Genomic DNA, 11,868 nt, shown 5'->3' on the forward strand with positions numbered 1-11,868 from the left:
CGGTGCCGGGCAGGCGCTCGACTCGGCTGGATCTGCGGGGAGTTGGACATGCCGTTCTCGCCCCTCGCCGAACCGGACGACCAGGAGCCGGTGTCGGCGTACGTCGCCGAGCACTACCCCGACCGGCCGGGCACGCGTCCGGACCTGGAGGCACCGCGCAAGCACCCGGCCCGGGTGCGGCGCGCCGGGTTCGCGGTCTCGTCCGGCACGTCCGCCAGTCGGCGCGGACGGGGGAGCGCGGCAGCGCGCGGCCGGTGCGCTGCCGAGCGGGCCGCGCGGAGGCGCTTGGGGACCTGCGAGACGGCCGGCCCGTCCTGCGCCTGCGGCATCCCCGCGGCCCGCGGGGCGTGGTCGACGCTGCCGACGGCGTACGACGACGGGTCCTTCAGCGGCTTGTCCACGGCGCTCCCACTCTCCTGACCGCGGTGGTTCTGCTCCGCAGAATCTACCCGTCCGCACGGCGGACACGGAGGACTCCGAGCCCGTGACCGACACGTCCTTCTGCGCGCATGCTTCTGCGCACACGACGCGATCATGCAGGCGCGGGACACCTGCGGGACGCGTGAGCGGCAGCGGCGGGAATGGGGCGGCGTCCCGCGGTGTTCCACTCGTCGCTGGCATGCCCGGGTCATCACCGGGCTGTGGGTGAAAGGAGATCCTCATGGCACGCAGCACCGTGCGTCCCGTCGTCAGGCTGACGTCGACGGCGGGCACCGGCGTCACCTACGTGACGCGCAAGAACCGCCTCAGCGATCCGGACCGGCTCGTCCTGCGCAAGTACGACCAGGTCGCCGGCCGGCACGTCCTCTTCCGCGAGGAACGCTGAACCACGCCGCCCCCCTCGAACGGACGGAGAACCCGATCATGAAGGTGCGCACGTCCCTGCGCTCACTGAAGTCCAAGCCGGGCGCCCAGCTGGTCCGTCGCCGCGGCGTGGTCTTCGTCGTGAACAAGAAGAACCCCCGCTTCAAGGCCCGCCAGGGCTGACAACCACCGCCCCCGACCACGGCAGGCCCGGCTTCCCGGGCTTGCCCGCCGACATCGGCTCGCGCTCGATTCTGGAGGTCCTCTTACCGCCGTCTTCACGGCCGGAGGACGTCCGCTGCGTACGGTTGCCGTCGTGGGCGGTCGTCGGCCGTGACGGCCTCCGATCAGGTGTGGGAGAGCGGATGACGGCTGGTCGCCGTGCGGTGCTGGCCGCCATGGCGGGAGGACTCCTCGCCGGTTGCGCGGGTCCGCACAAGGACGGCGGCAGCCCCGCCTCCCCGGGTTCGCCGGAGTCCGGCGCGGGCACACCGGCCGGGCAGGACCGCAGGCCCGCTCCCTCGGCCACGGCCTCCACCGACCGACCTCCCGTCACCCGTGCGCAGATCGTGGCCCGCTACGGCCGCAGCGTCCCGCACACCTGGGGCTTCGACGCCCCGGGCGTGGTGCGCTCACTGCCGCGTACGACCCGAGACATCGCGCTGACCTTCGACGCGTGCGGTGGCCCCGGCGGCAGCGGCTACGACCAGGCGCTCCTCGATCTCCTGCGCGCCCGGCACGTTCCGGCGACGCTGTTCATCAACTCCCGTTGGATCGCGGCCAACCCGGCGGTGTTCCACCGGCTCGCCGCCGATCCCCTCTTCGAGATCGCCAACCACGGCACCCGGCACCGCCCGCTGTCGGTCACCGGCCGCTCCGCGTACGGCATCCCCGGCACCCGCGGAGCCGGCGAGGTGTACGACGAGATCGCCGGCAACCACGCCGAACTGACCCGTCTGCTCGGCGCCCCGCCGCGCTTCTTCCGGTCCGGCACCGCCTACTGCGACGACGTCGCGGCGCGGATCGTCACCGACCTCGGGGAACGCTTCGTCAGCTTCTCCGTCAACGGTGACGGCGGCGCCACCTTCACCGCCGAGCAGGTGTGCACCACCGTCACCGCGGCCCGGGCCGGTTCCATCGTGCTGTGCCACATGAACCATCCCGAAGGGGGCACCGCCCGGGGCATCGCCGCCGCCGTCCCCCGCCTGCTGGCCCGCGGCCACCGCTTCGTCCGCCTCTCGGACGCCCTGCACCGAGCCTGAACCTCCCTCGGGGGCGGCACACACACGGCGGATCGCCGCGGAGCGGCCGGAGCGCACCGAACGTGACCGGTCCTCGCGCGGCGTGACGCACCGGAGCCGGGGCGCGGCCGTACGGCGGCCGCGCTCGTCCCGCTGCCCGGTCTCCGCCCCGGCAGTTGTGCCGTACCGCTCGTCACCGCGCCCACCTCGGAGAACAATGTGTCCCAGAGGCAGGCCGGCCGCCGGGAGGCGTGATGAGCACATCAGCGGAGCCAAGGGTGTCCGGCCTGGAGGTCCGGTCCATCGACTACGTCCCCCTGGACGAGAGGCACGGCAAGCTCTGGCATCTGGGGCCGCTGTGGTTCATGTCCAACGCCCAGATCGCGACCCTGGCCGTCGGGCTGATCAGCATCACCGGGGGCGGCAATCTGATCTGGTCCCTGCTGGCCATCGTCGCCGGCACGGTCATCGGCACCTTCTTCATGGCCTTCCACTCGGCACAGGGACCCCAGCTGGGCCTGCCGCAGATGATCCAGTCGCGCCCCCAGTTCGGCTATCTCGGCGCGCTGCTGGTGTGGCTCTTCGCCTATGTCCAGTACGCGGGGTTCAACGTCTTCAACAGCGTCCTCGCGGCCGACTCCCTGCACACCACGCTGCACGGCAGCGTCAAGCTGTGGGTGGTCGTGGTGACCGTGGTCGCGCTCGTCATCGCGCTGGTGGGCTACGACATCATCCACAAGGCCGAGCGGATCCTGACGTACACCTTCCTGGTCGTGTTCGGGATCTTCACCGTGGGCGTCCTCGTCACCCTGCACTACCCGGCGGGCTCCTTCGACCTCGGCGCCTTCAAGTGGACCCCGTTCCTCGCGCAGTTCGGCGTGGTCGCCGGCTACCAGATCAGCTGGGCCATCTACGTCTCCGACTACTCCCGCTACCTCCCGCCGGACGTGACGGTCCGCAAGACCTTCTACTGGACGTACTTCGGCTCCGCGCTCGGCGGCATCTGGCTGATGGTGCTGGGCACGCTGCTGGCTGCCTGGGCGGGCAAGGACTTCGACACGATCAAGTCGATCGACGCCGCCGGTGACAAGGTGTTCAGCGGCTTCGGCGCGATCGTGCTGCTCTTCGCCTCCCTGGGCCTGGTGTCCGTCACCGCGCTGAACATGTACGGCGGTTCACTGACCCTCATCAGCGGCATCGACTCGTTCAAACGGGTGCGCCCGACACTGGCCGTACGCCTGCTCACCCTCGCGCTGACCGCCGCCCTCTCACTGGTCGGCGCACTGGCCGCGACCGCCAACTTCCTGGCGAACTTCAACAACTTCCTGCTGCTGGTGCTCTACCTGTTCATCCCGTGGACCGCGGTGAACCTGATGGACTACTACGTCGTACGCCGCGGGCACTACGCCATCGCCGAGATCTTCAACCCGCGTGGAATCTACGGCCGTTGGGGGTGGCACGGCATCATCGCCTACGTGGTCGGCTTCGCCGTCATGATCCCCTTCTTCTCCGTCGGCACCCTGTACGTCGGCCCCGCCGCCAAGGCGCTCGGCGGAGCCGACATCTCCCTGTTCATCGGCCTGCCCGTCTCGGCGCTGCTGTACTGGTGGCTGACCCGCTCCCTCGACGTGGCGGCCGAGACCCGGCTGGCCCTGGCCGAGGCGGCGGAGCTGGAGCGGGCCGCACACGAACACCGCGAGCCCTGACCCGGGCATGAGCTGCGACGACCAGAGGTCAAAGACATGCGCTGGACCGACCGTAGGAGACCGTCGGATCCTGTCCGGGTGCCCGAGAACCCTTCCGCTCCTGCGACGCCGCCATGGTCGTCGCGCCCCGGTGCCCGCACCTGGCGATGTGCACCCGCACCCGCCGAGGTGCGGGACTTCCACGCCGCGCTGCCCGGCTACGCACCCACTCCCCTGATCGAACTTCCGGCACTGGCAGGGGAGTCGGGGGTCGGCCGGGTCTTCGTGAAGGACGAGTCGTGCCGTCTGGGCCTGCCCGCGTTCAAGGCGCTCGGCGTCACCTGGGCAGTGCACCGCCTTCTCGCGGAGCGGGCCGCGAGCGGCACGGAACCGGGCCCGGTCACCCTGGTGACCGCGACCGACGGCAACCACGGCCGCGCGGTGGCCCGCACGGCCCGCCTGTGCGGACAGCGCGCCCACGTCTTCGTCCCACGGGGAGTGCATCCGCGGGCCGTCGCGGCGATCGTGGCCGAGGGGGCCGAGGTCACCCGGGTCCCGGGGCCGTACGACGAGGCTGTGCGGCGTGCGGCCGGGGCGGCCGTCGCCCGGGACGCGGTCCTGGTGCAGGACAGTGCCTGGCCCGGTTACGAACGGATCCCGGGGTGGATCGTCGAGGGGTACTCCACGCTCTGCGCCGAGATCGACGAGCAGTTGGCGGCCACGGGCGTGCGCGCGGGCCCCGACCTCGTCTCCGTCCCGGTGGGCGTGGGCTCACTGGCCCAGGCCGTCGTCACCCACTACCGCGGCCGTGGCCTCGAATGCCCTCCGGCGCTGCTGGCGGTGGAACCGGAGGCCGCGGCCTGTGTCCTCGCGAGCCTCGTGCGGGGTGCGGCCGTCAGCGTGACCACCGGTGAGACCGCCATGGCGGGACTGAACTGCGGTACCCCGTCGAGCCTCGCCTGGCCCGTGCTGCACGGCGGGCTGGACGCCGCCGTCGCCGTCCCGGACTCGGCCGCCGCCCGTGCCGCCGACCGTCTCTCGGCACTCGGTGTCTCCTCGGGCCCCTGCGGAGCGGCCGCGCTCGCCGGTCTGCGCGCCGTCCTCGGCGGCGCGGGCGCCGACGAGCGCCGTACGGCTCTGGGACTGGACGCGGCCTCCGTGGTCGTGCTGCTGAGCACCGAAGGGCCGTCCGCCAACCCCCACCCCCTGTCCGGACGGTGAGAAGCCTACGGCCCAGGGACCTCCGCGCCGATCCACCGCACGCCACCCATATGACATCCCCGCAGGCCAGCGGCGTCACCAGGAGGCCGACGCACGGAAGGGCTAATAGATGCGACAAATGGGTACCTTCCATAAGGGATGGCGCAGGCGAAGGGATGCCGGTCATGAACGAGGACACGAGGAGCCCCCACCCGCGACAGGCGCGCGCCCGGCGGTGTCCGGCGACCCCGCCCCGCTGGGCCTGGCCGGCTTCGCCCTGACCACGCTGCTGCTCTCGATCGTCAACACCAACCTGTTGAAGGAGGGCGCCGCCATCATTCCGGTGCTGGGTCTGGCCGCGTTCTACGGCGGTCTCGCCCAGTTCGCCGCAGGCTTGTTCGAGTTTCGCCGCGGCAACACCTTCGGCGCGACGGCGTTCGTGTCGTACGCGGCCTTCTGGATGGGCTACTGGTGGATCGCGCCGCGGGCTAGGCAGGAAGCGGATCCACGTCGGCGGGCCCCCGCTCAGGCCGACGTGGATCCTCCCTGACCGGCGTCCCGGTTCTCGCCGCCGCACACCCGGGCGGAACAATCCTCGTCATGAACGAAGACATGGATGACGCCCGGAGGCGGCTGGCGCGGATCGAGCGGCTGTGGGCGACCGGCGAGCGCGAACTGGTCCCCGCCTGGCGCCGGGCCACCCGGGGCGAGCCGCGCTGGACGGTGACGGTGGTGATCCTGGCCGCCGTCGCCCTGCAACTGACCCTGCCGCACCGGCTCATCCTCCTGCACCCCGCCTGGGCGCTGCCCGCACTGGAGTTGGTGCTGCTGGCCGCGCTGATCGCGGGCAGTCCCCGGCGCGTGGAGCCCCGTACCCGACTGCTGCGCTCCCTGGGCCTGACCCTGGCCGGTGTCATCAGCCTGGCCAACGGCTGGGCGGCGGTCCGGCTGGTCGCTGATCTGGTGAACGGCAGAGGGGAGCACGGCGCGGTCCCGCTGCTGCTGACCGGCGGTGTCATCTGGGTGACGAACGTCATCGTGTTCGCCCTGTGGTACTGGGAGTGGGACCGCGGCGGCCCGATGGCCCGGGTCCGGGGACAACGGCAGTACGCCGACTTCCTCTTCACGCAGATGCAGAGCCCGCAGGTCGCGCCGCCGGACTGGGAACCCGCCTTCCTCGACTATCTCTATCTCTCCTTCACCAACGCCACCGCCTTCAGTCCCACCGACGTCATGCCGCTGTCCCGCTGGTCCAAGATGCTGATGATGCTGCAGTCCTCGGTCTCCCTGGTGACCGTGGTCCTCGTCGTGGCCCGGGCGGTCAACATCTTGAAGTGACCGGCGCCGACTCCCGCCTCGCCCATGTCACAGGCGGCCGGGCTGTCTCGTCCAGATCTCGAAGCGCGATGCCGGGATCGGGAAGGTGATGGTCATGCGGGTGTTCATGGCGGGCGGAGCCGGGGGGCCGGGATGACCCTGCTCCCACACCGGGGCCCGAGGGGAACGCGGCCGGCACGCGAGCCGTCCCCCGCGCCGGCAGAGCCGCACGGCGCGGACGGCGTGAGCCCGGCCGAGGAGTTCGAACAGCTGCGGCCGCTGCTGTTCTCCATCGCCTACCGCATCCTGGGCAGCGTGACCGAGGCCGAGGACGCGGTCCAGGAGACCTGGCTGCGCTACGACCTCTCCCCGACCCGGCCCGTGTCGCTCAAGGCGTTCCTCTCGGCCACGGTCACCCGCATCTCGATCGACGTGCTGCGCTCGGCCCGCGTCCGACGCGAGGAGTACGTCGGACCGTGGTTCCCCGAGCCGTTGCTCTCCGATCCCTACCAGGACCCGGAGCACTCGGCGGAGCTGGCCGACTCGCTGTCCGTGGCGTCGCTGCTCCTGCTGGAGCGGCTCAGTCCGCTGGAGCGGGCGGTGTTCGTGCTGCGCGAGGTGTTCGCCTTCGGCTTCCCCGAGATCGCCTCGGCCGTCGAGCGCTCCGAGGCGGCCTGCCGCCAGCTGGCCGTCCGCGCGCGCCGCCACATGGACGCGGGCCGACCCCGCTTCGAGGCCGACCGCGAGGAACGCGAGGAACTGGCCGGACGCTTCTTCGACGCCCTGAAGGAGGGGCGTCTGGACGCGCTGCGGGAACTCCTCGCGGCCGACGTGCAGATGGTCGCGGACAGCGGCGGCAAGGCCCCGCGGCGGGCCGCCGGATTCTTCGGCGTGGACCAGGTGTGCGGCATGCTGGACGCGTTCCTGCGGCCGTTCTTCACCATCGGCGGCGTCATGGTGCCCCGCCCGGTGAACGGCCGGCCCGGCGCCGTCTTCCGCGACCGCGACGGCAAGGTCGTCAACACCTGGACCCTCGACGTCCTCGGCGGGCGGATCCAGGCGATCCACGCGGTCACCAACCCCGACAAGCTCACCCACATGGGCCCCGTCGGGGACGCCTGGGCCCTCCTGCGCGAGGCGCAGCGGGCCCGCCGGACCGTGGGCCGCCCGGAACCGGCCGGCCCGGTCACCGTACAAGAACCGGTGGCGGAAACAGATCAGGAGAATCGGACGTGAACAGGATCGGCATCATCATCGCCAGCACCCGCCCCGGCCGCAACGGGCACCGGGTGGCCGAGTGGGTACGGGACGTCGCCGCAGAACACGCAGGCGACACGGCCGACTTCGAACTCGTGGACCTGAAGGACCACATGCTGCCCCTGCTCGACGAGGCGGTCCCGGCACGCATGGCTCCGGGCGCCCGGCCGCACACCAGGCGATGGGCCGAGCGGATCGGTGCGTGCGACGCCTTCGTCGTCGTCACGCCCGAGTACAACACCGTCCCTCCGGCCTCCCTGACCAACGCCATCGACTACCTCTACGAGGAGTGGGGCGGCAAGCCGGTCGGCTACGTCGGATACGGCGTCTTCGGCGCGGTCATGGCGGTGCAGAAGCTGCGCGCGCAGGCGGGCGTGCTGCGCATGGCGGACATCGGCCCGCAGGTGGCCCTGTCGCTGCACGAGGACTTCGTGGACTTCACCGACTTCCGACCGCGGCGATCGCGTGTGCCCGAGGTGCAGGCGCTGGTCGACGAACTGCTGACGTGGACGCGGGCCCTCGCCCCGCTGCGCACGGCGTATCCGGCCACAGCCTGAATGCTCGGAGACCGGTCCCCAACTGCCTTGTGGATATGGGCTGATGGGGACCGGCGGCAGCGTCGGGGCACGGACGGACACCGTCCGCCGACACCACGCGGCGCGGTTCTACGCGGTGCCGTGGAGGTCGAGGAGCCGCAGCAGTACGGCGGCCTCCTCGCGCAGCCTGCTCGCGCGGTCGGCCTGCGCGGGCGCCGTGAACCGCGCCGCCTGCGCGAGCCGTTCCTCGGCTTCGGCGCGCACCAGGTCGGTGACCGTCCGCTCGCTCAGCTCGCGCCGGTCGGCCTCGGTCGCGCCGACGCCGACCGGCACCTCCTCGATGGCCATGCCGCGCAGCTGCGCCGCCCCCACCGGCACCGCCTCGGCGTTGTCCAGCACACCGAGCGTGGAACGCAAGGCGCTCACCGCGACCCTGTCGCGAGCCGACATCGCTTCCCGCAGGGCTTGACGCATGTGAAGGCGCAGAGACATGCCCTCGACCCTACGGCTGTGCCCCCGGCTCCTCAACGGGATATCACCGCAGGCGCAGGACGCCGGGCGCGCGTTGCTCGAAGATCTCGATCAGCCAGTCGAAGGCGGTCGCTCCGCGGCCGGCACGGGCCTCGGCCAGATCGGCACTGACATACGGCCGGTTCTCGGGGTGACACCGTGTCAACCGGATCTCCAGCTGGCGGGCCGTCTCCGGGTGTCCCAGATGCCCGCGGGAGACCTGATGGTCCCGCCACTCCACCACGAAGTCGCGGTCGTCCGGCGTGCCGAAGCCACCACTGAGGCAATCGGCGAAGGCGTCGAGGCTCCGCCCGAAGTAGCCGTCGGGACCCTCGACCGCTTCGCCGATGACGCGCCAGAAGTCCTCAAGGGTCTCGATCCGCGTGCCGTCCAGCACATAGGTCACTGTCACGGTCTCGAGGCTACGCGGCGCGTCACTCGTCGTCCTCGGGTTTTCCGCGCCCACCGGCGGGCGCGGCGAGGCGGACGAGCGAATGGAGCAGGGGGTTGGTGTCGCCGGTGCGCCAGGCGACGATCAGTCGGCTCGGCGGCATGTCGGCGAGCCTGACGACGGTGAGATCCTCCGCGGGTTCCCGGCCGGGCGGCGCCAACGCGCGGTCGAGCGGCGCCAGTCCGACCGTTCCGTTCCACAGCACGGCCCGGACGCACTCGTGGACGGTGCGTACGACCGGGCCTTCGCGCAGCGGTTCGCCGGGCTCGGTGGCGTTCCAGTACCGGCGCCACAAGGGGTCGGTGCCGTCGGGGAACCGGAACCAGGTGCGGCCGTCGAGGTCCGCGATGCGCAGGACGTCGCGCCCGGCGAGCGGATCGTCGCTGCGCAGCACCACACCGACGGGTTCGGAGCGGATGACACGGACGCTGATCCCGGTGTCGTCGAAGGGCGCCCGCGTCACCGCGACGTCGACCCGCCCGGCACGCAGTCCCACGGTCGGGTCGGTGAGGTCGGCCTCGATGACACGGACCTCGACATCCGGATGGCGCCGGCGGAACGTGGTCGCGAGCGACGTGCCGAATCCGGCCCGCTCCACACTGTCGCCGAGGGTCCCGATGGCGATGCTCCCGACGCCGGCCGCGGCGGCCACGCGGGCGCGGGCACGCTCGGCCTGGGCCAGCAGGGCACGGGCCTCGTCGTACAGGGCGCTACCGGCCGAGGTCAGTGTCACGCCGGTGGTCGAGCGGTTCAGGAGGGTGGTGCCCAGATCCGCCTCCAGGCGTTTGACGGCCCGGGTCAGCGGGGGCTGGGTCATGTGCAGCCGGACGGCGGCCCGGCCGAAGTGGCGCTCCTCGGCGACGGCCACGAAATAGCGCAGCAGACGAAGGTCCATCACCAGAGACGATACCCGTCCGGTATCGGGCCTGTTCGACAGGTATTGGACTCAGGTGTGGCCCGGGAGGTGGAGTGGAACGGCAAGCGACAGCGAGTCCGGATCCGACCGGGAAACCTGATCGGTCCGGCGAGGCGAGGGGAACATGTCATGGCCGACCCGCAGCTGCCCGACCCGGTCGTCCGGACCGACGGTGCGCACGAGCTGGCGCGCGACCTGGTCGTCGTACCCAACCGGGATGTGCAACTGGTCCCCAACATCGGGGTGATCGGCGGGACGCGGTCGGTGCTGGTGGTCGACACCGGCCTGGGGCCGGAGAACGCCGAGCGCGTGCTCGCGTTCGCCCATGACCACGCGAAGGGGCGCAGGCTGTATCTGACCTCCACCCACTTCCACCCCGAGCACGCCTTCGGCGCGCAGGTCTTCGCGGACGAGGCCACGTACCTGGTGAACCGGGCGCAGGCGGAGGACCTGGCGCTGAAGGGGGCGGGATACCTGGCGATGTTCAACGGCTTCGGCGGAGCCGTCGCCTCACGTCTGCGGGGCGCGCGGGTGCCCGCGCCGGACGTCGTCTACGAGGAGTCCTACGACCTCGATCTCGGCGGCCGGGTGGTGCGACTCCAGGCTGTCGGCCGCGCCCACACCAAGGGCGACCAGGTGATCACGGTCCCCGACGCCGATGTGCTGTTCACCGGTGACCTGGCCGAGACCGGACAGTTCGCGATCTTCCCCTGGTTCCCGCCGCACGACACCGATGTGAGCGGCCTCGGCTGGATCGAGGTCATGACCCGGCTGGCGGCGGCCCGGCCCCGCACGGTGGTGCCGGGGCACGGTGCGATCGGTGGCCCGCAGGTGCTCGAGGACGTGCTCGGCTTTCTGTGCGAGCTGCGCGACGAGACCTTCAGGCGCCGTGACTCGGCGATGGACCAGGAGACGATCGTGGAGGAGGTGCGCGCGGTGCTGACCGAGCGGCACCCGGAGTGGCAGGGCCGGGAGTGGATCGACCCGGCCGTCGCGTGCCTGTGCGGCGAACGCGCGGCCTGAGCCGATCCGTCGGGCCAGGAGCGCGGGCCGGTCAGGCGTTCGGGTCGAAGGGGATCCCGGAGGGCATGGAGTGCGCCAGCGCGTACGGGAAGTCGCTGTCCCTGATCTTGATGGTGGCCGCGCCGAAGTCGGCGCTCATCAGCTTGTCCCGAAAGCCCGCAGGGTAGCCGTCCCAGCCCACGAGCCGCGGGTAGAACCACCCGCCGGTCGCGTTCTCGGGAGGCTCGTCGTTGCTGTTGGCGAAGCGGAAGTCGTGGGTGGACAGACCGTCCTTGTGATAGACGATCTTCGGATGGGTGCCGTCGAAGCGGATCGCGGAGCGGTCGGCCACCTGGTAGCTGGTGTGCTGGGACACCGAGACGTACTTGACCTCGTTGTCGTTGATCCACACGACCACGTGCTCCCAGTCGTGGGTGTGCCCGATGGCCGCCGGACCGTAGGTCGCCTGGTCCTTCTCGAAGTAGCTGGCGTACACGACGGCACACCAGCCGTTGTTGCACTTCTCGCGCGAGTAGGTGTTGGCGTTGGCGAGCTGGGCGTAGTCGTGGCAGTGGCCGTTGACGTCGCCGCCGAGCTTCAGGCCGGGGTTGATGGTTCCGTCGGCGCCGATGGCGGCCGTGGCGTAGCAGCCGTCGCCGTCGTAGTCGTATGCGGGGGAGAAGGTCTGCTCCAGACCGTCGGCGTTCTGCGGCAGCAGCTGCAGGACGTCGGCGTCGGCGCGGCCCGGGAGCGACACCGTGAGGGCCAGCGCGGCGAGGGCGGCGGCCGGGACGGAGCCGAGCAGGCGTCGCGGACGGTTCCCGGCCGACGCCGGGGTGCTGGGCCTTCTTGTACGGGGCAGGGGGATGCGCACATCAACTCCTGATGCGTGGGCGCGGAGGCGTGGACCCGGACGGGAGTGGTCAGCAGTACAGGTTGTCGCCCGGGG

General features: G+C 71.5%; 15 protein-coding genes. 11 read left to right on the forward strand and 4 right to left on the reverse strand.

The window, feature by feature from the left end; translation table 11 throughout:
* The first annotated feature begins 48 nt into the window (after positions 1–48).
* The 10 genes from AQI95_RS04510 (at position 49) to AQI95_RS04555 (ending at position 8,061) form a co-directional block, all read left to right on the forward strand.
* Positions 49–420 carry a hypothetical protein gene (locus AQI95_RS04510; protein ID WP_067117671.1) on the forward strand — a complete coding sequence of 124 codons (372 nt, stop codon included), beginning with the start codon at positions 49–51 and terminating at the stop codon, positions 418–420.
* A 241-nt stretch (positions 421–661) separates the two neighbouring features.
* On the forward strand, positions 662–826 hold the full coding sequence (rpmG, locus tag AQI95_RS04515; protein WP_067117673.1) for a 50S ribosomal protein L33: 165 nt from the start codon (positions 662–664) through the stop codon (positions 824–826).
* Positions 827–864: 38 nt separating this feature from the next.
* Complete coding sequence (gene ykgO / locus AQI95_RS04520; protein WP_067117676.1) at positions 865–987, forward strand: type B 50S ribosomal protein L36; 123 nt, start codon at positions 865–867, stop codon at positions 985–987.
* Between the two features lie 182 nt (positions 988–1,169).
* The gene (locus AQI95_RS04525; protein ID WP_067117679.1) at positions 1,170–2,066 is read left to right on the forward strand and encodes a polysaccharide deacetylase family protein; all 897 of its coding nucleotides are present in this window, start codon (positions 1,170–1,172) and stop codon (positions 2,064–2,066) included.
* A gap of 233 nt (positions 2,067–2,299) precedes the next feature.
* Positions 2,300–3,751 carry a purine-cytosine permease family protein gene (locus AQI95_RS04530; RefSeq protein WP_208614069.1) on the forward strand — a complete coding sequence of 484 codons (1,452 nt, stop codon included), beginning with the start codon at positions 2,300–2,302 and terminating at the stop codon, positions 3,749–3,751.
* A 78-nt stretch (positions 3,752–3,829) separates the two neighbouring features.
* Positions 3,830–4,951, forward strand: coding sequence for a diaminopropionate ammonia-lyase (locus tag AQI95_RS04535; protein WP_067117685.1), 1,122 nt, complete (start codon positions 3,830–3,832; stop codon positions 4,949–4,951).
* Positions 4,952–5,165: 214 nt separating this feature from the next.
* Positions 5,166–5,480 (forward strand): acetate uptake transporter, encoded by a 315-nt coding sequence (locus AQI95_RS04540; protein WP_067117688.1) that lies wholly within the window; start codon positions 5,166–5,168, stop codon positions 5,478–5,480.
* 50 nt (positions 5,481–5,530) lie between these two features.
* Complete coding sequence (locus tag AQI95_RS04545; protein WP_067117691.1) at positions 5,531–6,268, forward strand: DUF1345 domain-containing protein; 738 nt, start codon at positions 5,531–5,533, stop codon at positions 6,266–6,268.
* 222 nt (positions 6,269–6,490) lie between these two features.
* Positions 6,491–7,483, forward strand: a complete 993-nt coding sequence (locus AQI95_RS04550; protein ID WP_067117694.1) for an RNA polymerase sigma-70 factor — start codon at positions 6,491–6,493, stop codon at positions 7,481–7,483.
* Positions 7,480–8,061 (forward strand): NADPH-dependent FMN reductase, encoded by a 582-nt coding sequence (locus AQI95_RS04555; RefSeq protein ID WP_067117697.1) that lies wholly within the window; start codon positions 7,480–7,482, stop codon positions 8,059–8,061. Before AQI95_RS04550 ends, AQI95_RS04555 begins: the two co-directional genes overlap by 4 nt.
* Before the next feature lie 108 nt (positions 8,062–8,169).
* Here the strand turns inward: AQI95_RS04555 and AQI95_RS04560 are convergent, their stop codons facing one another.
* The 3 genes from AQI95_RS04560 to AQI95_RS04570 all read right to left on the reverse strand — a co-directional run bounded on the left by AQI95_RS04560 (position 8,170) and on the right by AQI95_RS04570 (position 9,896).
* Positions 8,170–8,490, reverse strand: coding sequence for a hypothetical protein (locus AQI95_RS04560; protein ID WP_067117700.1), 321 nt, complete (start codon positions 8,488–8,490; stop codon positions 8,170–8,172).
* Positions 8,491–8,575: 85 nt separating this feature from the next.
* A complete protein-coding gene (locus AQI95_RS04565) occupies positions 8,576–8,962 on the reverse strand; it encodes a barstar family protein (RefSeq protein ID WP_067117703.1) in 387 nt (128 codons plus the stop codon).
* A 22-nt stretch (positions 8,963–8,984) separates the two neighbouring features.
* Entirely contained in the window at positions 8,985–9,896 is a 912-nt protein-coding gene (locus tag AQI95_RS04570) for a LysR family transcriptional regulator (RefSeq protein WP_067117707.1), read from the reverse strand.
* 150 nt (positions 9,897–10,046) lie between these two features.
* Here AQI95_RS04570 and AQI95_RS04575 point away from each other — a divergent pair, with 150 nt between their 5' ends.
* Positions 10,047–10,940 carry an MBL fold metallo-hydrolase gene (locus AQI95_RS04575; RefSeq protein ID WP_067117710.1) on the forward strand — a complete coding sequence of 298 codons (894 nt, stop codon included), beginning with the start codon at positions 10,047–10,049 and terminating at the stop codon, positions 10,938–10,940.
* A gap of 31 nt (positions 10,941–10,971) precedes the next feature.
* Here AQI95_RS04575 and AQI95_RS04580 read toward each other — a convergent pair whose 3' ends face one another.
* Positions 10,972–11,724, reverse strand: coding sequence for an NPP1 family protein (locus tag AQI95_RS04580; RefSeq protein ID WP_067118707.1), 753 nt, complete (start codon positions 11,722–11,724; stop codon positions 10,972–10,974).
* Positions 11,725–11,868: the final 144 nt, after the last annotated feature.

The organism is Streptomyces yokosukanensis, from assembly GCF_001514035.1.
GTDB lineage: Bacteria > Actinomycetota > Actinomycetes > Streptomycetales > Streptomycetaceae > Streptomyces > Streptomyces yokosukanensis.